General features: G+C 64.8%; 23 protein-coding genes. 14 read left to right on the top strand and 9 right to left on the bottom strand.

Features of this window, described 5'->3' with window-relative positions:
• Positions 1-190: 190 nt before the first annotated feature.
• The 3 genes from Q7T45_RS06065 (at position 191) to Q7T45_RS06075 (ending at position 2,423) form a co-directional block, all read left to right on the top strand.
• Complete coding sequence (locus tag Q7T45_RS06065) at positions 191-721, top strand: GNAT family N-acetyltransferase (RefSeq protein WP_304868758.1); 531 nt, start codon at positions 191-193, stop codon at positions 719-721.
• 362 nt (positions 722-1,083) lie between these two features.
• A complete protein-coding gene (locus Q7T45_RS06070) occupies positions 1,084-1,569 on the top strand; it encodes a DUF2087 domain-containing protein (RefSeq protein WP_370691217.1) in 486 nt (161 codons plus the stop codon).
• A complete protein-coding gene (locus tag Q7T45_RS06075) occupies positions 1,566-2,423 on the top strand; it encodes an alpha/beta fold hydrolase (protein WP_304868762.1) in 858 nt (285 codons plus the stop codon). The genes Q7T45_RS06070 and Q7T45_RS06075 overlap by 4 nt, the downstream gene beginning before the upstream one ends.
• A gap of 142 nt (positions 2,424-2,565) precedes the next feature.
• On the opposite strand, the gene Q7T45_RS06080 is transcribed toward Q7T45_RS06075, so the two are convergent.
• The 3 genes from Q7T45_RS06080 to acnA form a co-directional block, all read right to left on the bottom strand.
• Entirely contained in the window at positions 2,566-2,937 is a 372-nt protein-coding gene (locus Q7T45_RS06080) for a DUF2794 domain-containing protein (protein WP_304868763.1), read from the bottom strand.
• A gap of 489 nt (positions 2,938-3,426) precedes the next feature.
• Entirely contained in the window at positions 3,427-4,191 is a 765-nt protein-coding gene (locus Q7T45_RS06085) for a thioredoxin family protein (RefSeq protein WP_304868765.1), read from the bottom strand.
• Positions 4,192-4,332: 141 nt separating this feature from the next.
• Positions 4,333-7,053 (bottom strand): aconitate hydratase AcnA, encoded by a 2,721-nt coding sequence (gene acnA / locus Q7T45_RS06090; protein WP_304868767.1) that lies wholly within the window; start codon positions 7,051-7,053, stop codon positions 4,333-4,335.
• A 224-nt stretch (positions 7,054-7,277) separates the two neighbouring features.
• Here acnA and ccmA point away from each other — a divergent pair, with 224 nt between their 5' ends.
• The 6 genes from ccmA to Q7T45_RS06120 all read left to right on the top strand — a co-directional run bounded on the left by ccmA (position 7,278) and on the right by Q7T45_RS06120 (position 10,673).
• A complete protein-coding gene (ccmA, locus tag Q7T45_RS06095; RefSeq protein ID WP_304868769.1) occupies positions 7,278-7,880 on the top strand; it encodes a heme ABC exporter ATP-binding protein CcmA in 603 nt (200 codons plus the stop codon).
• The gene (gene ccmB / locus Q7T45_RS06100) at positions 7,877-8,545 is read left to right on the top strand and encodes a heme exporter protein CcmB (protein ID WP_304868770.1); all 669 of its coding nucleotides are present in this window, start codon (positions 7,877-7,879) and stop codon (positions 8,543-8,545) included. The genes ccmA and ccmB overlap by 4 nt, the downstream gene beginning before the upstream one ends.
• Before the next feature lie 82 nt (positions 8,546-8,627).
• Positions 8,628-9,359 (top strand): heme ABC transporter permease, encoded by a 732-nt coding sequence (locus tag Q7T45_RS06105; protein WP_304868802.1) that lies wholly within the window; start codon positions 8,628-8,630, stop codon positions 9,357-9,359.
• Positions 9,360-9,364: 5 nt separating this feature from the next.
• Positions 9,365-9,541, top strand: a complete 177-nt coding sequence (gene ccmD, locus Q7T45_RS06110) for a heme exporter protein CcmD (RefSeq protein WP_304868804.1) — start codon at positions 9,365-9,367, stop codon at positions 9,539-9,541.
• On the top strand, positions 9,541-10,137 hold the full coding sequence (locus tag Q7T45_RS06115; protein ID WP_304868771.1) for a DsbE family thiol:disulfide interchange protein: 597 nt from the start codon (positions 9,541-9,543) through the stop codon (positions 10,135-10,137). Before ccmD ends, Q7T45_RS06115 begins: the two co-directional genes overlap by 1 nt.
• A 164-nt stretch (positions 10,138-10,301) precedes the next feature.
• On the top strand, positions 10,302-10,673 hold the full coding sequence (locus Q7T45_RS06120) for a helix-hairpin-helix domain-containing protein (protein WP_304868773.1): 372 nt from the start codon (positions 10,302-10,304) through the stop codon (positions 10,671-10,673).
• A gap of 141 nt (positions 10,674-10,814) precedes the next feature.
• Here the strand turns inward: Q7T45_RS06120 and Q7T45_RS06125 are convergent, their stop codons facing one another.
• Both Q7T45_RS06125 and ftsY read right to left on the bottom strand, forming a co-directional pair.
• Entirely contained in the window at positions 10,815-11,417 is a 603-nt protein-coding gene (locus Q7T45_RS06125; protein WP_304868775.1) for a septation protein A, read from the bottom strand.
• Position 11,418: 1 nt separating this feature from the next.
• Complete coding sequence (gene ftsY, locus Q7T45_RS06130; RefSeq protein WP_304868777.1) at positions 11,419-12,363, bottom strand: signal recognition particle-docking protein FtsY; 945 nt, start codon at positions 12,361-12,363, stop codon at positions 11,419-11,421.
• 28 nt (positions 12,364-12,391) lie between these two features.
• Here ftsY and Q7T45_RS06135 point away from each other — a divergent pair, with 28 nt between their 5' ends.
• Positions 12,392-13,114: an RluA family pseudouridine synthase gene (locus Q7T45_RS06135; RefSeq protein ID WP_304868780.1), complete on the top strand. Its 723-nt coding sequence runs from the start codon at positions 12,392-12,394 to the stop codon at positions 13,112-13,114.
• A gap of 78 nt (positions 13,115-13,192) precedes the next feature.
• On the opposite strand, the gene mtaB is transcribed toward Q7T45_RS06135, so the two are convergent.
• Together mtaB and dapF are read right to left on the bottom strand one after the other, a co-directional pair.
• Positions 13,193-14,533: a tRNA (N(6)-L-threonylcarbamoyladenosine(37)-C(2))-methylthiotransferase MtaB gene (mtaB, locus tag Q7T45_RS06140; RefSeq protein WP_304868782.1), complete on the bottom strand. Its 1,341-nt coding sequence runs from the start codon at positions 14,531-14,533 to the stop codon at positions 13,193-13,195.
• Positions 14,534-14,535: 2 nt separating this feature from the next.
• Positions 14,536-15,408, bottom strand: a complete 873-nt coding sequence (gene dapF / locus Q7T45_RS06145; RefSeq protein WP_304868784.1) for a diaminopimelate epimerase — start codon at positions 15,406-15,408, stop codon at positions 14,536-14,538.
• A 221-nt stretch (positions 15,409-15,629) separates the two neighbouring features.
• Between dapF and Q7T45_RS06150 the strand changes: the two genes are divergently transcribed.
• Positions 15,630-16,379, top strand: a complete 750-nt coding sequence (locus Q7T45_RS06150; protein ID WP_304868786.1) for a GyrI-like domain-containing protein — start codon at positions 15,630-15,632, stop codon at positions 16,377-16,379.
• A gap of 17 nt (positions 16,380-16,396) precedes the next feature.
• Positions 16,397-17,098: an SIMPL domain-containing protein gene (locus Q7T45_RS06155; RefSeq protein ID WP_304868806.1), complete on the top strand. Its 702-nt coding sequence runs from the start codon at positions 16,397-16,399 to the stop codon at positions 17,096-17,098.
• A 150-nt stretch (positions 17,099-17,248) separates the two neighbouring features.
• On the opposite strand, the gene Q7T45_RS06160 is transcribed toward Q7T45_RS06155, so the two are convergent.
• Positions 17,249-18,313: an MBL fold metallo-hydrolase gene (locus Q7T45_RS06160; RefSeq protein WP_304868788.1), complete on the bottom strand. Its 1,065-nt coding sequence runs from the start codon at positions 18,311-18,313 to the stop codon at positions 17,249-17,251.
• Between the two features lie 128 nt (positions 18,314-18,441).
• Entirely contained in the window at positions 18,442-19,050 is a 609-nt protein-coding gene (locus Q7T45_RS06165; RefSeq protein WP_304868791.1) for an NAD(P)-dependent oxidoreductase, read from the bottom strand.
• Between the two features lie 102 nt (positions 19,051-19,152).
• Between Q7T45_RS06165 and Q7T45_RS06170 the strand changes: the two genes are divergently transcribed.
• Positions 19,153-19,527, top strand: coding sequence for a helix-turn-helix domain-containing protein (locus tag Q7T45_RS06170; RefSeq protein ID WP_304868794.1), 375 nt, complete (start codon positions 19,153-19,155; stop codon positions 19,525-19,527).
• Between the two features lie 325 nt (positions 19,528-19,852).
• On the top strand, positions 19,853-20,037 hold a 185-nt coding region (locus tag Q7T45_RS06175), incomplete at its 3' end, for a signal recognition particle receptor subunit alpha (protein WP_304868796.1).

Genomic DNA, 20,037 nt, shown 5'->3' on the forward strand with positions numbered 1-20,037 from the left:
CTTCTCCCCTTGCGGGAGAAGGTGGCGCGAAGCGCCGGATGAGGGGTCTCGATCCGCGGAGACAGACCCCTCACCCGTCCGCGCCGCTTCGCGTCGCGGCCACCCTCTCCCACAAGGGGAGAGGGGAAGAAGACCGCGGCCCTGACAAACCGAATTTCACTTCGCCAAAAAAGATTCTAATCTCCGCCCCATGCAAACTCTCGAGATCAGGCCCACCACCGCGGCCGACCTGCCCGCCATCACCGAGATCTACGAACACGCGGTCCGCTACGGCACCGCGACCTTCGAATTGATCCCGCCCGACCTCACCGAGATAACCCGGCGCTTCGACGTGCTGATGGACGGCGGCTTTCCCTATTTCAGCGCCAGCCTCGAAGGCCGCGTGATCGGATATGCCTACGCCGGCGCCTACCGGCCACGGCCGGCCTATCGCTTCACGGTGGAAAATTCGGTCTACCTGCAGCCGGCGATCCACCGCCGCGGGGTCGGGCTGCAATTGCTGCAGCGGCTGATCGCCGAATGCGAAGCGCGCGGCTATCGCCAGATGATCGCGGTGATCGGCGATTCCGCCAACGCCGGATCGATAGGCGTCCACACCAGATGCGGATTTCAGATGATCGGGACCCATCCCGATGTCGGCTTCAAATTCGGCCGCTGGCTCGACACCGTGATGATGCAGCGCGCGCTGGGAGACGGGAGCACGACGCTGCCGGCGGGCTAGCCTGCCTTGTCACAACATTGTCGCTCTACGGGATACGGATTGGGCCGGTACGATCGGTGAGCCGAACGCCAACGGAGAATCTTGCGGCGACCTGCGGGGCCCGGCAGCCGGGCTGCCCGCGCCTTGATTTCGGTCGCTTCCCATTATAGGAAGCAATTTCAGGGTCCGCAGTTCACCCAGACGTCACCGCCCCGCAAGGGGAGCTAAACCTGCGATCGAGACTCCATTCACACGTCATCCTGTGCCGCGTCGCAAGACGGTGACTTCCGACATCCCTCAGGGAACGGGCGCAATGAGGATGAGCCATGTCACGAACGTCTTTCCCCCTTCTGGCGGCAGACATAGCCGCAGTCGCTAGATCGTTGCGCGTCCAGCTTGAGGGCCGCGAGCATCCGCCCGGCCACGTCGAATTGCTCAATATTCTGGCGCGTGCCGTCGGCTATCGGAACTATCAGCATTTCCGCGCCCAGGCCTGCGCAGCGATGCGGCTTTCCTCCGAGCCGGCCGTGCCAGAGCCAGTCGACTACAGGCGAGTCGAACGCATCGCCCGTCATTTCGACCCGAACGGCCGACTGATCCGCTGGCCGGGAAAAGCAAGCCATCAGGACGAGTGCCTCTGGCCACTGTGGGCGGCCTTTCCGGCAACCGAGACCTTCTCCGAGCGGGAGGTCAACGCATTCCTGAATGAACGCCACCTCTTCGGCGACCATGCTCTTCTGCGGCGCGCGCTCTGCGATGCAAACCTGCTGGTGCGGACCCCGGACTGCCATGTCTATCGTCGCGTGGAGCGTCGGCCGTCGGCCGACGCCGTGGCGCTGATCCGCCGTCTGAGGATCGCTTCGGCATGAGCGGGCCAGCTATCGTCGAGACCGCCAGGGGCCCGATAGAATGCGCCGTGGCTGGTGCGGGAGCTCCGCTTCTCGCCCTCCATGGCGGCATGGGCGGCCATGATCAATCGACACTGCTCGCGCGCGCGCTGATTGCGGATGAGCGCAGGCACCGTGTCATCGCGGTGTCGCGTCCGGGCTATCTCGGCACGGGACTTTCGGTCGGCGGGAGCCCAGAGGATCAGGCGGATGCCTTTGCGGGGCTGCTCGATCGGCTCGACATCGCCTCGACAGTCGTCGCTGCGGTATCCGCTGGCGGACCGTCGGCGCTTCAGTTTGCAATCCGACATCCCGAGCGCTGCCGCGCGCTGATCCTCGTCTCGGCCTGCGCCGGCCACCTCGATACGCCCGCCGAGATTCTGTCGCGGTTGCGCGTCATGGCCAGGTTCGCTCGGGTTCCCGGCCTGTCGGCATTCCTGGGATGGCGGGCGCGGCGAAATCCGGAGGCCGCGGCGGCGAGGGCGATCCCCGATCCTGTGCTGCGAGCGAGCACCATGGACGATCCGGTCGCCGGCCCATTGCTTCGTGCATTGCAGGCCAGCGTGTTCGATCGTCTTGCCGACCGGCTGCCGGGCAGAATCAACGACATTGCCCGGTTTGGTTCGCTGGGCCCTATCGCCCTTGAGAGCATCTCGGCGCCGACGCTCGTGGTCCATGGACGATCTGACGATATCGTACCGGTTTCCCACGCAGAAGTAGTTCTGGGGGTTATCGCCGGCGCTGAAGGCCTTCTCATCGAGCGCGCCGGCCATGTCGCGCTTTTTACCCATCTCGCAAGCGTGCGGGAGAAAGTTGCGCGCTACCTGACAGCTTAGCAGGGTTAGCGAGGACGCCGGCAACTTCGTCCGCCATGCCTTGGCCGCGGCGAATGCCGCGCTGCCGCTCATCGGGGGATGCGGTCAAGCAACGCGGAATCCGAAGCCGCCGCTCTTCGGGAAGAGGACCCGGTAAAGCGCCCTACACCACCGCCAGCTTGCGGTCGATCACCAGCAGCACGCGATCGAGTTCATGGCCGCGGCGCAGGATCAGCCCGCTCGCCGAGATCACGCTGTAGATTCCCTGCTTGCGCGCCAGCCGCGGATCTTTCTCGATGCGGTAGATCGGAACTTCCGAGGCGCGGCGGAACACCGAGAACACCGCGCGGTCCTTCAGAAAGTCGATGGCGTAGTCGCGCCATTCGCCGTCGGCGACCATGCGCCCGTACAGATTCAGAATGCGATTGAGTTCGATACGATTGAACGTCACAAGGCCCGGCAGCGGACTCGCAGCGGCATTGCGCGCCGCCGCGCGGGTTTCGCTTGGATCAGCTTCCTCCGACATTGAGCTCATGGGCGCCTCCTGTCATCACTCCGACATGATCGCGCCAACCGGGCGCGGCTGCAAGAGGCCCCGGCGATCGAATTCACCCACGACCCACGGTTCCGGCCCCGCAAAACATCGTCACGGGAACGTTAGCGGAATCATAATACCGCCCTACTTCCGCCAAGCGACCGCCCTTTCAGGTTGCGATAAATAAATCCTGCGTTGGCCCGGTCCTTTCAGCTCCGGATTCCTCAGCCCCCAGCCCCCCGGGGCAGTCGGGATCGGGCCTGTTCGCAGGATAGTTTATCCCCATACTGGGCCAACGAAAGTTGGTCCTTTTTCTTTTGGGGCGCTGTCATTCCGGGGCGCGCCAACGGGTCCGCGCAAAGCGCGGCCCGATGACAGGCTCCGCGCGAGCCCGGAATCCATACTCTCGATCGTGGTTATGGATTCCGGGCTCGCTCGCTTTGCTCGCGCCCCGGAATGACAATTTTTTTGATTTCAGTCGTTTGGAATTCAGTGCAGCGACGCGGAGGCGGCGCCCAGCATCGCGCCGGGCTTTTCGCGGCTGCCGCCCTGGACAAACACCACTGCGGTATCGATGCCTTCGCGGGAGATATTTTCCAGCGGCACGGTCCAGCTGCCGGCAGCGCCGTTCCAGTCACCGACCTTGAGCAGGTTGCGCACCACATTGTGGTAGGTGACCTTCTGGCCGCGATTCTCGCCCTTCCCGATCGCGATCGGCACTTCCCTGGTGACCGAACAGATCCAGACTTCGCCAAGAGAAGCGGCGGGGCCTTTGGTGGAGGCGGCCACCGAAACGGTCACCTGCTTGCCGGACAGCGTGATCGACACCGGCACCGACATCACGCCGTCGGCCTTCGCGGTGTCGCCGATCGCGCCGTCGATCTTGGCGCGATCGCTGCCGATCACCTGCACCGATCCATTGACGATGACCTGCGGCGTGTAGACGTTGCGATCGCCGCGCGCCGCCGAATAGGCCTTCTGCCGCGCGCTGAAGCGCGAATCCGCCAGCGTGTCCTTCCAGCCGAGATAATCCCAGTAGTCGATCGGCATGCTCAGCGCGATCACGTTGGGATCCCTGGCCAGTTCGCCGATGATCTTGTCGGCGGGCGGACATGACGAGCATCCCTGCGACGTGAACAGCTCGACCACCGCGCGCGGGTCGGCATGGGCGGGACGGATGATCGCGACAATGGCGCAGACGCCAAGCGCCCCCGACCATCGCGAAATAGAGTTATAGGCCATCAACACTGTCATACCAAAGGACCGACCGGCATTCGCGTCAAGGCCATTAGGATCTGGCCGTTAAGATTTGCGGCTTAAACGCGCGAAGGCGGCCCTTCATAGGCCGCCTTCCCGTCACTCGCCACTCACTTAGCGGTGAGGCATCGATCACGATTACGCGGCCAGCTTGCGCAGCACGTAATGCAGGATGCCGCCGTTACGGTAATATTCGAGTTCGTCGAGGGTATCGATGCGGCACAGCAGCGAAACGCTGCGCAGAGTGCCGTCGGCAGAGACGATATCAGCGACCAGTTTCTGCCGCGGCTTCAGATCGCCCTGCAAGCCACGGATCGTCACGGTCTCGTCACCCTTCAATCCGAGCGAGGTCCACGACGTGCCGTCCTCGAAGGTCAGCGGCAGCACGCCCATCCCGACCAGGTTGGAGCGGTGAATACGCTCGAAGCTCTGGCAGATCACGGCGCGGACGCCGAGCAGCCGCGTTCCCTTCGCGGCCCAGTCGCGCGATGAGCCGTTGCCGTATTCGGCACCGGCGAAAACCACCAGCGGCACTTGCTCCGCCTGGTACTTCATCGCGGCGTCGTAGATCGACATCTGCTCGCCGTCGGGCCAATGTTTTGTCAGGCCGCCCTCGGGGATATTCCCATCGGCGCCCTTCAACATGAAATTCTTGATGCGGATATTTGCAAACGTGCCGCGCATCATGATCTCATGGTTGCCGCGCCGCGTGCCGTACTGGTTGAAGTCGGCCGGACGCACCTGGTGCTCGCTGAGGTATTTGCCGGCGGGCGAGGTCAGCTTGATCGCGCCGGCCGGCGAGATGTGGTCGGTGGTGATCTTGTCGCCGAACATCGCCAGGATCCGCGCGTCGACGACGTCGATGATCGGCTCCGGCTCCTTCTTCATGCCTTCGAAATAGGGCGGGTTCTGCACATAGGTCGAGCTCATGTTCCAGCGATAGGTCTCGCTCTCGACGGTCTTGATCTTGCGCCAGTTGGTGTCGCCCTTGAACACGTCGGCGTAGCGCTTCTTGAAGATCGCCGCGGTGACGTACTTCTTCATGAAGGCGTTGATCTCCTTGGTGGTCGGCCAGATGTCCCGCAGGTACACCGGCTTGCCGTCCTTGCCGATGCCGATCGGCTCGACCGAGAGATCTTTCGTAACCGTTCCCGCCAGCGCATAGGCGACGACCAGCGGCGGCGAGGCGAGATAGTTGGCCTGCACGTCGGGGCTGACGCGGCCCTCGAAATTGCGGTTACCCGACAGCACGGCGGCGGCGATGATGCCGTTGTCGTTGATCGACTTCGAAATATCTTCCGGCAGCGGGCCGGAATTGCCGATGCAGGTGGTGCAGCCGAAGCCGACCAGGTTGAAGCCGACCTTGTCGAGCGCGAGCTGCAGTCCGGAATTGGAAAGATATTCCGCGACCACCTGGCTGCCCGGCGCCAGCGAGGTTTTCACCCAGGGCTTTGAAGTGAGGCCCTTCGCGGCGGCGTTGCGCGCCAGCAGGCCGGCGCCGATCAGCACGCTCGGATTGGACGTGTTGGTGCAGGAGGTGATCGCCGCGATCACCACGTCGCCATGGCCGAGATCGAAATTGCGGCCTTCCACCGCATAGCGCTTCGAGGCCTCGACGGCCTTCTTGTATTCGCTGGTCATCGCCGCGGCGAAGCCTGCGGCGACCGCGGGCAGCGCGACGCGGCCCTCCGGGCGCTTCGGGCCGGCCATCGACGGCACCACGTCGGCGAGATCGAGCGTCAGGGTTTCGGTAAACACCGGATCGGGCGACTTGGCAGTGCGGAACATGCCCTGCGCCTTGGCGTAGGCGGTCACCAGCGCGACGCGGTCAGCCTTGCGGCCCGAGGTTTTCAGATAATCGATGGTCGCGGCATCGACCGGGAAGAAGCCGCAGGTCGCACCATATTCCGGCGCCATGTTGCCGATGGTCGCCTTGTCGGCGACCGAGAGGTGATCGAGACCAGGGCCGAAGAATTCGACGAACTTTCCGACCACGCCCTGCTTGCGCAGCATCTGCGTCACGGTCAGCACCAGGTCGGTGGCGGTGACGCCTTCCTTCAGCGCGCCCTTGAGCTTGAAGCCGATCACTTCCGGCAGCAGCATCGACTGCGGCTGGCCGAGCATCGCGGCTTCTGCCTCGATACCGCCGACGCCCCAGCCGAGCACGGCGAGGCCGTTGACCATGGTGGTGTGCGAATCGGTGCCGACCAGGGTGTCGGGATAGGCCACCTCGAAGGTGCCCTTCTTCTTGCCGACCGTCATCTTGTCCTTGCGGGTCCAGACCGTCTGCGCGAGATATTCCAAATTGACCTGATGGCAGATGCCGGTGCCGGGCGGCACCACCGAGAAGTTCGAAAACGCCTTCTGGCCCCATTTCAGGAATTCGTAGCGTTCCTGGTTCTGCTTGTATTCCTCGACAACGTTCTTGCCGAACGCCTTGTTGTCGCCGAAGAAGTTCACGATCACGCTGTGGTCGATGACGAGATCGACCGGCACCAGCGGATTGATCTTCTCGGCGTCGCCGCCGAGCGCCTGCATCGCATTGCGCATCGCCGCGAGATCGACCACCGCCGGCACGCCGGTGAAATCCTGCATCAGCACCCGCGCCGGGCGGAACGAGATTTCATGCTCGAGCTTGCGCTTCTTCAGCCACTTCGAGACCGCGATGATGTCCGCCTTCTTGACCGAGCGGTCGTCTTCATTGCGCAGCAGGTTTTCCAGCAGCACCTTCATGGAGTAAGGAAGCTTGGAAATTCCCTTCAGACCGTTCTTCTCGGCGGCGGGCAGGCTGTAATAGACGTAGGTCTTGCCACCAACCTTGAGGGTCTTTTGGCATTTGAAGCTGTCGAGCGAGGTCATGTGTGGCAATCCCAATTGTCAGTTATACCCGGCAAAGGTATTTAGGCACCGTCGGAGAGGCCTAAGCTTGGTGGCTTGCAGCCGCCGATTGTGTGCTGCATCAAGTTCCGGCTTATAGAATCTTTCTAGGAGCACCGCCACACCGGCAAGCGTGCTGCAGCATGGCGGTACCCACAAATTCTGCTGCGGTACCCATAGTTTCCAAAGGGCTGTGAAAGGCCAGAATGCGGCTCTCGGGAAGCGGCGTCAGATGTGTGCGGGGTGGCCGGGAGGTGTTCTCGGGCCTCGATTTCGCGGCGTCCGCCGGCGAGGCGCTGGCCGTCACCGGCCGCAACGGCTCCGGCAAGACCTCGCTATTGCGGTTGATCGCGGGCCTGCTGACCCCGGAGGGCGGGTCGATCGGTCTCGAAGGGGGCGAGGGAGAACTTACCCTGCCCGAACAGGCCCACTTTCTCGGCCACCGCGACGCGCTCAAACCTGCCCTCAGCGTCATGGAAAACCTCGCCTTCTGGCGGGAATTTCTTGGCGGAGAGCCCTTCGACCTGGCGGAATGCCTGGCCACCGTGGGGCTCGACCATGCAGCTTCGCTGCCGGCAGCGTTTCTGTCGGCCGGGCAGCGGCGACGGCTCTCGATCGCCCGCCTGCTCGCCGCAAGGCGGCCGATCTGGCTGCTGGACGAGCCCACCAACGCGCTCGACACCTCGGGGCAGGCGATGTTCGCCACCCTGATGGGCGATCATCTGGCCCGCGGCGGCCTGATTATCGCAGCGACCCATGCCCCCCTCGGCATTGCCGCACGCGAGTTCCGGATCGGGGGCGCGGCATGACCGCGCTGGCTGCGTTGATTCGACGGGACATCAAAATCGCGCTGCGGGTCGGCGGCGGCGCACTGATCGGCGTCCTGTTCTTCCTCACCGTGGTGGTGCTGATGCCGTTCGCGGTCGGGCCCGACCTCGCCTTGCTGACGCGGCTGGGGCCTGCGATTCTCTGGCTCGGCGCGCTGCTGGCGAGCCTGCTCACCCTCGACCGGCTGTTCATGGCCGACCATGAGGACGGCTCGCTCGACCTGATCGTGATGAGCCGCACGCCGCTGGAACTGACCTGTGCCGCGAAGGCGCTGGCGCACTGGCTGGCCGCGGGGGTGCCGCTGATCCTCGCCACCCCGGTGCTCGGCCTGTTGTTGAACCTCGATGCGACGGCAACGGCGGCGGTGGCGCTGACCCTGCTGGCGGGCACGCCGGCGCTGACCTTCACCGGCATGATCGGCGCCGCACTGGCCGTGACGCTGCATCGCGGCGGGCTGCTGCTGGCCGTGCTGGTGCTGCCGCTGTCGATCCCGGTGCTGATTTTCGGCGTCGCCGCCTCGCAGGCCGCGATATCAGGTCCGCTGGAGTTCGGAACGCCGTTTTCGATCCTGTGCGCGCTATCGCTGGTCAGTCTTGTCATTGGACCGTTCGCAGCGGCGGCGAGCCTGCGGCACGGGCTGGATTGATACTGATCAACTCTAGCTGAGACAAAATGAAACAAACGAAGTCGGATTGCCTGCCGCGACCGCGGCGACTATCAGGGATGCCATGACGCTGATCGATCTCGCCAACCCGACCCGGTTCCTCAGCCTGACCGCGCGGATTTTGCCGTGGCTTGCGGCCGCGACCGCCATCCTGCTGCTGGTTGGCCTCTACCAGGCGGCGATGGCGCCCGACGACTACCAGCAGGGCGCGACCGTCAAGATCATGTTCATCCACGTGCCCAACGCCTGGCTCGCGATGTTCGTCTGGGGCGTGATGAGCCTTGCCGCCCTCGGCACGCTGGTATGGCGGCATCCGCTGGCCGATGTCGCCGCCAAGGCCGCCGCCCCGATCGGCGCGGCCTTCACCTTTCTGGCGCTGGTCACGGGCGCGCTGTGGGGGCGGCCGATGTGGGGCACCTACTGGGAATGGGATGCGCGGCTGACCTCGGTGCTGATCATGTTCCTGATGTATCTCGGCCTGATCGCGCTGTGGCGCGCGGTGGAAGACCCGTCGCGCGCGGCACGCGCCGCCGCGATCCTGACGCTGGTCGGCGCCCTCAATCTGCCGATCATCAAATTCTCGGTGGACTGGTGGAACACGCTGCACCAGCCGGCGTCGGTGCTGCGGATGGGCGGACCTTCGCTCGACCGCACCTTTTTGATTCCGCTTTTGGTGATGGCGGTGGCGTTCTCGCTGTTGTTCGTCACGCTGCATCTGGCGGCGATGCGCAACGAGATCCTGCGCCGCCGGGTGCGCAGCTTGCAGATGATGCAAGCCAGCCGGCGTTCGGCGTGACCGCGATGTTATCAGGTCCCCACGCCTCCTTCGTCGTGACGTCCTACGCGCTGGCAACCGCCGTGGTGCTGATCCTGATCGTCTGGATCGCGATCGACTATCGCCGCCAGAAGGCGCGCCTGCGCGAACTCGAGGCCAGCGGCGTGACCAGGCGCTCCGGCCGCGGCGTGGCGGACATCTGATGGGCGAGCCCTCGATCCCGGGCGCCGCGCCGCGCCGCCGGCGCTGGCTGGTGGCGTTGCCGCTGCTCGGCTTCATGGCGGTTGCCGGCCTGTTCCTGGTGCGGCTCTATGGCGGCGATCCCTCGCAAATCCCCTCCGCCTTGATCGGCCGGCCGGCGCCGCAAACGGCGCTGCCACAGCTGGAGGGCCTGATCCAAAACGGCGTCCAGGTGCCCGGGCTCGATCCGGCCGCCTTCAAGGGCAAGGTCAGCGTCGTCAATGTCTGGGCGTCCTGGTGCGTGCCCTGCCACGACGAGGCGCCGCTGCTGACCGAGCTCGGCAAGGACAAGCGGCTGCAGCTCGTCGGCATCAACTACAAGGACTCGCCCGACAACGCCCGGCGCTTCCTCGGCCGCTACGGCAATCCGTTCGGCTTCGTCGGCGTCGACGGCAACGGCCGCGGCTCGATCGAATGGGGCGTCTACGGCGTGCCCGAGACCTTTGTCGTTGGGCGCGAGGGTACGATTCTCTACAAGATGGTCGGCCCGGTGACGAAGGCGAATTTTGAGACCGTGCTGAAGGCAGAGATCGAGAAGGCGCTGAAAGCGGGGGGTTAACCCTCGACGTCATTCCGGGGCGCGAGCGAAGTGAGCGAACCCGGAATAACGAGGCCAAATAAATTTCCGCTTTTATCTGCCGTTCATTTGGCGGCCATGGCGCCGCCACGAATTCGAAGCTAGCTTGATGGCGTTACTTAAACAGTCCTTGGAGGGACACCCAAATGCGTCATTTCACGCTTGCTTCACTTGCTGCAACTGCGCTCACCCTTGGCCTGCTGACAGCGACACCTGTCCTGGCTCAGGCCACTCAACCCGCCGCCAAATCCGACAGTAAGATGGCTCCGGCCGCTCCCGCGAAGGCGCCGGCCACCGAATCGAAAATGGCGCCGGCTCCCAAAGTCGAATTGCTCGACATCAACACGGCGACCGCCGATCAGCTCGCCGAGCTGCCGGGCATCGGCAAGGCCTATTCGGCCAAGATCGTCGCGGGCCGCCCCTACAAGGGCAAGGACGACCTGGTCAACAAGGACATCGTGCCGCAGAAGACCTATGACGGCATCAAGGACAAGATCATCGCCAAGCAGAAGAGCTGAGGTTTCCGTTCCCCGGACGCAGCGCAGCGCGGAAGCGGTGCGCTGCTGATCCGGGGTCCATGCCACACAACATCGCCTCGACGTGGGTCCCGGCTCTGCGGTGCATCGTGAAGAACGCTGCACCGCGTCCGGGACACCGCTTCACCCCTTCGTCACATCGCCCGCTTCGGCTTCGCTTTCTTCCAGCGAGGCCGGCTCCAGATGATAGCGCTTGATCAGCGGCATCTGCGCAATCGCAAACAGCATCGTCAGCGGCACCATGCCGAACACCTTGAAGCCGACCCAGAAATCGGTGCTCTGGGTGCGCCAGATCACCTCGTTCAGGACGGCCATGGCGAGAAACCATAGCGCCCAGCGCAGCGTCAGGACGCGCCAGCCCTGCGGCGTGAGGTTGAACATCTGGTCGAACATGATGGCGATGAAGGAGCGGCCGAACATCAGCCCGCCGCCGAGGATCGCCGCGAACAGCGAATAGACGATCGTCGGCTTCATCTTGATGAAGGTCTCGTCGTGCAGCACCAGCGTGAGAGTGCCGAACACGATGACGACGACGGCGGTCACGATCGCCATCATCGGAACATGCCGCGTCACCACATAGGACGCGATCATCGCCGCGGTCACCGCCACCATGAACGCCCCGGTGGCGACGAACAGGTTGAACTTGGCGTTGGCGACGAAGAAAATCATCAGCGGACCGAGTTCGGTCGCGAGCTTGAACAGCGGATGCGGCGTGGTTTTGTCCATGTCAGCCTTCTATCCCGGCGATCGCCTGCGCGAAATCCCGTGCGGTGAACGGCGCGAGGTCATCGATGCCCTCGCCGACACCAATAAAGTGCACCGGCAGTTTGTGCTTCTCGGCCAGCGCCACCAGGATGCCGCCCCGCGCGGTGCCGTCGAGCTTTGTCATCACAAGCCCCGTCACACCTGCGGTACGATGAAACGCCTCGACCTGCGACAGCGCATTTTGTCCCACCGTGGCATCGAGCACCAATAGCACCGCATGCGGCGCCGAGGCGTCGACCTTCCTGATGACGCGAACCACCTTTTCGAGCTCGTTCATCAGCTCGGCCTTGTTCTGCAGCCGGCCGGCGGTATCGATCAGCAGCACGTCGCGCTGTTGCTCGCGCGCCGCGGTCAGCGCGTTGAAGGCGAGGCTGGCGGAATCCGAGCCCTGCGTGGCCGCGATGACCGGCGATTTGGTGCGCTCGCCCCAGATCTTCAACTGCTCGATCGCGGCGGCGCGAAACGTGTCGCCGGCGGCCAGCATCACCTTGCGGCCTTCGGCTGCCAGCTTGGCGGCGAGCTTGCCGATGGTGGTGGTCTTGCCGGACCCGTTGACCCCGACCACCAGAATGACGAACGGCTTTAGCGCCGCGTCGATGACAAGCGGTTTTGCCACCGCCGTCAAAACCTTCTCGACTTCGGTCGCCACCACGGCCTTCACGTCATCCGCCGAGATCGTCTTGTCGTAACGGCCGTGGCCGACCGCGGCCGCAATCCGTGCCGCCACCTCGGTGCCGAGATCGGCGCGCAGCAACACATCCTCGATATCCTCGAGCATGGCGCGGTCGAGCTTGCGCTTGGTGACGAGATCGGCGACCGCGGTCCCGAGCGAACTCGAGGTGCGCTTCAGCCCGCTGGACAGCCGCCGCCACCAGCTCAGTTTTGTCTTTTCCGGAGTGTCGTTCATGCTGGCGGTGTGTTAGCGGTTTCGCGCCATGAGCGAAAGTCTCGACCAAACGATCCCGGTTCCCGAATTGACCGCGGAGGAAATCCAGTCCCGCGTGCTCCATCGCGACGGGCTGATGCTGGTGATCGACAAGCCGGCGGGGCTGCCGGTGCACCGCGGCCCCAAGGGCGGCGCCAATCTGGAAACCTCGTTCGACGCCTTGCGCTTCGGTCTGCCGCGGCCGCCGGTGCTGGCCCACCGGCTCGACCGCGACACCTCGGGCTGTCTCGTGCTGGGACGCCACCGCAAGGCCACGGCCTCGCTCGGCCTGTTGTTCAAGCATGGCAAGATTTCGAAGACCTATTGGGCTGTGGTCGAGGGTGGCCCTGCTGAAAATGAAGGCACCATCGACATGCCGCTCGGCCGCCTCAATGCCGAGCGCGGCTGGTGGCAGAAACCCGACCCCGAGGGCCAGACGGCGATCACCAACTGGAAGGTGCTGGGGCGCGGTGGTGGCCTGAGCTGGCTCGCGCTGGAGCCGGTCACCGGCCGCACCCATCAATTGCGGGTCCACACCTCGGCATCGGGCTGGCCGATCTTCGGCGACAACATCTACGGCAGCGGCCCCCGTTTTGGCGAGCCGACCCTGCATCTGCATTCCCGCGAGATCGTGATTCCGATTTCGAAGAACAAGGAGCCGGTGCGCGTGGTGGCGCCGGCGCCGAAGCATCTGCATGAGCGGCTGCGCATGTGTGGCTGGAACGGGGAGTAGTGACGCTCGTTTCCTTCCCTCTCCCCTTGTGGGAGAGGGTGGCGCGATGCGAAGCATCGCGACGGGTGAGGGGTTGGTTCAGCCGGCACACTGCCCGCTGAGAGAACCCCTCATCCGGCGCTTCGCGCCACCTTCTCCCACAAGGGGAGAAGGGAAGAGTCGCGCCCCATCATGCCCCGTCATCGTCAACGCCCGCACCGCGCCCGGCACTTCGCCCGCAATTGCCACCGGCAGAAAATGTTCGGTGCGGCCCTGCGTCGGGCTCTCGATCAGCACCTGGCGCACTGCGCCCGCTTCCGACGCCAGCCGCTTCTGCAGCGCGGCCTCGCCGGTCGCGCGCAGCCGCTTGGCGCGCTGCTTGATCGCGTTGCCGTTGACCTGCGGCATCCGCGCCGCCGGCGTGCCCGGCCGCGGCGAATAGGGGAACACGTGCAGAAAGGTCAGGCCGCACTCTTCGACCAGATCCTGCGAACGCCCGAACATCTCCTCGGACTCGGTCGGAAATCCCGCGATGATATCGGCGCCGAGCGCGATGTCCGGCCGCAGCCGCCGCACCTGTGCGCAGAAATCGATCGCATCGGCGCGGGAATGCCGCCGCTTCATCCGCTTCAGGATCATGTCGTCGCCGGATTGCAGCGACAGATGCAGATGCGGCATCAGCCGCGCGTCATCCGCGATCACGTCGAGCAGGTCGCGATCGACCTCGACCTGATCGATCGATGAAATCCGCAGGCGCTTCAGCTCTGGCACATGGCGCAGGATCTGTTTTGTCAGCGCTCCGAGCTTGGGAGCCCCCGGCAGATCAGCGCCATAGCTGGTGAGGTCGACCCCGGTCAGCACGATCTCGGCGTGGCCGCGTTCGGTCAGCGCGCGGACCTGATCGACCACCGCCCCCATCGGCACCGAGCGCGAATTGCCGCGGCCATAGGGGATGATGCAGAAGGTGCAGCGGTGATCGCAGCCGTTCTGCACCTGCACGAACACCCGCGGCAGGCCCTTGGCAAAGCCTTCCAGCAGATGCGGCGCCATCTCCCTGACCGCCATGATATCGGCGACCGCGATCTTTTCACTGGCCCCGATGCCGAATGCCGGCGCCGCGTCGAACGCGGCGCGCGCATTGCGCCAGGCTTGCCCCTGCATCTTGTCGTCATTGCCGACGACGCGATCGACCTCGGCCATGTCGGCGAACATCGCGGCTTGCGTCTGTGCCGCGCAGCCGGTCACGACAATGCGCGCCGAGGGACGTTCGCGCTTCAGTCGCCGGATCGATTGCCGCGCCTGGGCAACGGCCTCGTTGGTCACCGCGCAGCTGTTGATGACGATGGTGTCGGTGAGCCCGGCCCGCTCGGCCTCGCGCAGAATCACCTCGGATTCGAACGCGTTGAGACGGCAGCCGAAGGTGACGATGTCGACGCCCATGGTCAGGCGACGTGGGCAAACAAAGCGGGATCGAACTGGCTCTCATACTCAAACGTCGCCGTGCCCGTCATCAGCACGTGATCGTCGCCCTCGCGCCATTCGATCGCAAGCTCGCCGCCGGGCAGCGCGATCTGCACGACGCGGTTGGTGCGCTTGAGCCGCGCCGCCGCCACCGCGGTGGCGCAGGCCGCCGAGCCGCAGGCTTTCGTCAGTCCCGCGCCGCGCTCCCAGGTGCGGATCGTGATGTGATCGCGATCGACGATATGGGCCAGCGTGATATTGGCGCGCTCGGGGAAAATCGGGTGGTTTTCCAGGAGCGGTCCGAAGCGGGCGAGATCATAGCCATTGACGTCGTCGACCCAGAAGATCGCGTGCGGATTACCCATCGAGACCACCGATGGCGAATGCAGGATCGGCGCATCGATCGGCCCGACCTGCAATTCGATGTAGCGGGTGTCGCGAAATTCTTCCGCCAGCGGGATGTCCTTCCAGCCGAATTTTGGGACGCCCATGTCGACGGTGTAGAGATCGGGCGCCGGCCCCTGCCAGCAATTCAGCAGGCCGGCCCGGGTCTCGAAGGTGACGGCGGTCTGGCCGGTCTTTTCGAACAGCCGGCGCACCACGCAGCGCATGCCGTTGCCGCAGGCACCGGATTCGGAGCCGTCATTGTTGTAGATCCGGATGAAGGCCTCGGTGCCCACCAGACGCGGCGGCTGCAGCACCATCAGCTGGTCGTAGTGCACGCCGGCCGGCGAGGCGACCGCGCGCGCGTCCTCCGGCGTGACGGCGGCAGGCGCGTCGCGCAGGTCGACCACGACAATCTCGTTGCCGATGCCGTTCATCTTGGCGAATGCGTGGTTGGCGAGCGCGCTCATCGTATTTCCGTCAATTATGCCTGTCTTATATGGCGAAGACGGGCGGATTGGCCAGTGCGGCAAATCTGTGTCGGCACCCTGCGCCCGGCGGGGGCGCGCATGACATATCTGTCATGGGACGAAATCGGGCCTCGCGTGCTAACATTGCTGCGTTGCGTTTTGCCGGCCTGATCCAGGGCGAGGCCCGCGAACGCCAGTCTGCACGGCTATGGGGACACCGAATGAATTTCAGGAACTGTTTTCGCATCGCGCTGATCCCGGTCGCGGCATTGGCCTGGGGGTGCGCCGCGCTGGCGCAATCGCCGGCACCCGCGGCAAGCCCGTCGGCTGCGCCGGGGCCTCCCGCGGCGAGCAGTCCGGCGACACCGGTGCCCGCTCCGTCAGCAACACCCGCCCCGGCGCCGTCGGAAACCCCTGCGCCGGTGGCAAGCCCCGCGGCCCCACCCGCAACGCCGCCGGCGACCGCGCAAACCCCGGCCGTCCCGCCGGCCCCGGCGCCGGTTCAGACCGCGGATCCGTTCGGCGAACAGATCACGCTGGAAGCCAAGAAGGTCGTCATCATCAAGGGCACCGCCAACTGGGATTCGGCCTTCGACACCCTGATCGATTCGTTCAAGGCGCTGACCACGCTGCTCGACAAGCAGGGCATCAAGCCCTCAGGCAATTCGATCATCGTCTATACCTCGACCGACGACAGCGGCTTCACCTTCCTCGCCGAAATCCCGATCGAGCAGGATCCGAAAAACCTGACCAAGGACATGAGCATCGGCAAATCGCCCGACGGCAAGGCGCTGAAATTCGTCCATCGCGGCTCCTACGACAATATGGACAACACCTACGAGGCGATCACCAATCACCTCGACGAGAAGAAGCTGGAGGCCAAGGACACCTTCATCGAGGAATACATCACCGATCCCCTGAAGACCGCGGAAGACAAGTTGATCATCAACGTCTACGTGCCGCTGAAGTGACGCCCCAAGTGAATCTTGTGAAGCAGCGTCCTGTTTTCGCCGGCGCCATCGCCGCGGTCACCCTGTTCGCCGCGCCCGCGCCGGCGCAGACCGTTCCGCCCCCGGCGATTTCCGTCACCGGGGAGGCGAACGTCTCGGTACCGCCCGATCTGGCGCTGGTCGACGGTGGCGTCACCTCGGAGGCGAAAACCGCGCGCGAGGCGTCCGACGCCAACAACACGGCAATGGGCAAGGTGCTGCAGGCGCTGAAGGCCGCCGGCATCGACCAGAAGGATGTGCAGACCTCGCGGCTGTCGCTGCAGCCGCAATATGCGCCGAACCGCCCGGGCCCCTCTCCCGTCGTCGGCTACCGCGCCAGCAATCGCGTGACCATCCGGGTGCGCGACGTCAGCAAGGTCGCCAATGTGATCGATACGCTGGTGGGCGCCGGCGCCAACGAGATCGGCGGCATCAACTTCATGGTGTCGCAGGCCTCGAAGCTGCTCGACGAGGCGCGCGACAAGGCCGTCGCCGATGCCCGCCGCAAGGCCGAGATCTATGCCAAGGCCGCCGGTGTGACGCTCGGCGCGCCGCTCAGCATTTCGGAAGAGGGCAGCGCGCCTCCAATGCCCTACCGCAAGATGTCCGCCGGCATGGTGGCATCAGCTCCGGTGGCGCAGGGCGAAGAGACGCTTTCGGTGACGGTCAGCGTGTCCTGGGCCATCAAGCCGAAGGAATAGCTCGTCGTCCCCGCGAACGCGGGGACCCATAAACACCGGCTTTCGTTGTTGCGCCGAGCTGTTGCTCCAGCTTTTCCGATAATTCAGATCGGTGGCTATAGGTCCCGGCTCAGCGCTCGCGTTGCTCGCTTGGCCGGGACGACGAGCTTTCTACACCTCGAACACCTGCCCCGGCTTGAGCGCCACAAACTTCTCGCGCGGAAGCTCCGCTTCGTCGAGCGCCGCATGCAGATCTCTGACCGGCGCGTCGATCGCCTCGTCGGTGAGCTGAAACGTGCCGTGATGATGCGCCAGCGCCTGCTCGGCGCCGCAATCGGCCAGCGCGTTGACGGCGTCGGCCGGGTTCATGTGCTGGTCCTTCATGAACCAACGCGGCTCATAGGCGCCGATCGGGAGGATCGCCAGCCGCAACGGGCCATGCTTTTCGGCGACCTTTCGGAAATGCGCGCCCTCGCCATAGCCGGAATCGCAGACGACATAGATCTTGCCCGCCGGCGTCTCCAATACGAAGCTGGCCCACAGCGCCTTGTTGCGATCGAACAGGCCGCGCGCCGTCCAGTGCCGCGTCGGCACCAGCGTCACCGCGAGGCCGCCGCCGAGTTCGATGCGGTCGTGCCAGTCGAACGCCTCGGCCTTGATCGCGGCGTCGGCGCTGCGCATGGTGAGATCGTTGCCGAGCGGCGTGACCACGCGCGGGGCAAATTTCGCTGATAGTTTCGACAGCGTCGCGAGGTCGAGATGATCGTAATGGCCGTGCGATACCAGCACGACATCGATCGGCGGCAGCGCGTCGAACGCGATGCCGGGATCGTTGCGCCGCTTCGGACCTGCAAAACTCACCGGCGAAACCCGCACGGACCACACCGGGTCGATCAGGATGTTCAGCCCTGACGTCTGGATCAGCCAGCTGGCGTGGCCGACAAACGACAACCGGACCTTGTCGCCATCGACGCGTGGCGGCGGGGTGTCGGCATGCGGGCTCGGCGCCCATTCCGGCCATATCGCGCGCTGCCGGTCTCCGCCAAACTGCCAGCGCAGCACTTCGCCCAGCGATTTCGGCGGCACCCCGTCGGGATCGAAAAATTGCGTGCCGTCGAAATGGTCGGAAACGGGACCGTCATAGATCTTCATGCGAGAGGCCCAAGAGGCTGACAGTCCGGCTCCGGCTGCCAGGCTGGCGACGACGGTGAGAAGCCGGCGGCGGGTGAGGGACACGTGGCGGAAACACCAATCGGACATGACAACGGCTGCGGACAAGCCCGCAGCCGAATCATTATTTGAGCAGAGTCGGGGAAATTTACAACGCGTGCGTCGATTTCACCCGGCGAGGAAACGCGCCGCTCTCAATACCCCACCGTGAAGCGTTGGCGCGAATGGGCCGGCTTTTCGATCTCGTCGGCCATGGCAATTGCATAATCCTCGAACGAAATGCTGCTGCCCTTTTCGGTGGTCAGCAGTTGATCGCCGCCGAGCCGGAATTTTCCGGTGCGCTCGCCCGCCACGAACATTGCCGAGGGCGACAGAAACGTCCAGTCCAGCCTAGTTTGCTGGCGCAGCAGGTCGAGGAACGCGCCGCCCGCCGCGGCCTCGGTCTTGTAGATCGCGGGAAATTGCGGCGTATCGATCAGCTTCACGCCGGGCGCCACCTCGAGGCTGCCGGCGCCGCCGACCACCAGATAGCGGCCGACGCCGGCCGCCTGCACCGCCTCGATCAACTTGTTCGGATCGCTCTCGGTGAAATGCACCGAGCTGATGACGACGTCGTGCCCCCGCAGCGCGGCAGCGAGGCCGGCGACATCGTTGGCATCGGCCTGCAGCGGCGTCACGCCCTTCAGCTCCGGAATTCTTGCAGGGTTGCGGGCGATGGCGGTGACGGCGTGGCCGCGGCGGGACAGTTCGGCGAGAATGCGGGATCCGGCATTCCCGGTGGCGCCGATCAAAGCGATTTTCATTTGTAGCCTCCATGTGGTAACTAATGGAGACTAGCTATTGAAATGGACAGCAGCTGTGAAGAAGGCACCTTCTTGTAAGCTGGTTACCTCCAGGAGACCGCCATGACGTCCGTACCCCGAAACGGCAACGCCTACGCCGATACCTGCCCCACCCGGATGGTGCTGGACCGCATTGCCGACAAATGGGCGGTCCTGGTGCTCGGCCTGCTCGGCGACGGCCCGGTGCGCTTCAACCAGTTGCGGCGCCAGATCGAGGGCATTTCGCAAAAAATGCTCTCCCAAACCCTGAAAAGCCTCGAGCGCGACGGACTTGTCAGCCGCCGGGCGATCGCCACCGTGCCGGTCACGGTAGAATATTCGATCACGCCGCTGGGCCAGACCCTGTCGGCCACCGTCGACAACTTACGGATCTGGGCGGAAACCCACATGGAACAGGTGACGCAGTCGCAGCAGCAATACGACGCCGCGGCGGCCTGAACGGGGCCTTCGGGCGGGACGCAATGCAGCCAAAACCTTGACTTATCGCCGTCCGGCGCTGTAAATCCCGCCACTTCTCGAAGAGACGTTCTTTTCGACCCGCCGCCCGGCCCTGGAGGCCGGAGGTCAACGCCCGACAGCGCGATGCGCCCTCGGGCGCAAAATTGTTTGGACTATCTTCTCCCTCGCCCCGCTCTTGCGGGGAGAGGGCCGGGGTGAGGGGCTCTTGCTTGCTTCTGCTCCGGCACCCCCTCACCCGGATCACATCTGCGATGTGATCCGACCTCTCCCCGCAGGCGGGGAGAGGTGAAGAAGGACTGCGGAATTGTTCGACAATCTGTCGGAAAAGCTTGGTGGCATCCTCGATACACTGACGGGGCGCGGTGCGCTGTCCGAAAAGGATGTCGATGCCGCGATGCGCGAGGTGCGCCGCGCGCTGCTCGAGGCCGACGTCTCGCTCGACGTTGTCAGAAGCTTCGTCGATCGCGTCCGCGAGCAGGCGATCGGCGC

The organism is Bradyrhizobium sp. (assembly GCF_030646015.1).
GTDB lineage: Bacteria > Pseudomonadota > Alphaproteobacteria > Rhizobiales > Xanthobacteraceae > Bradyrhizobium.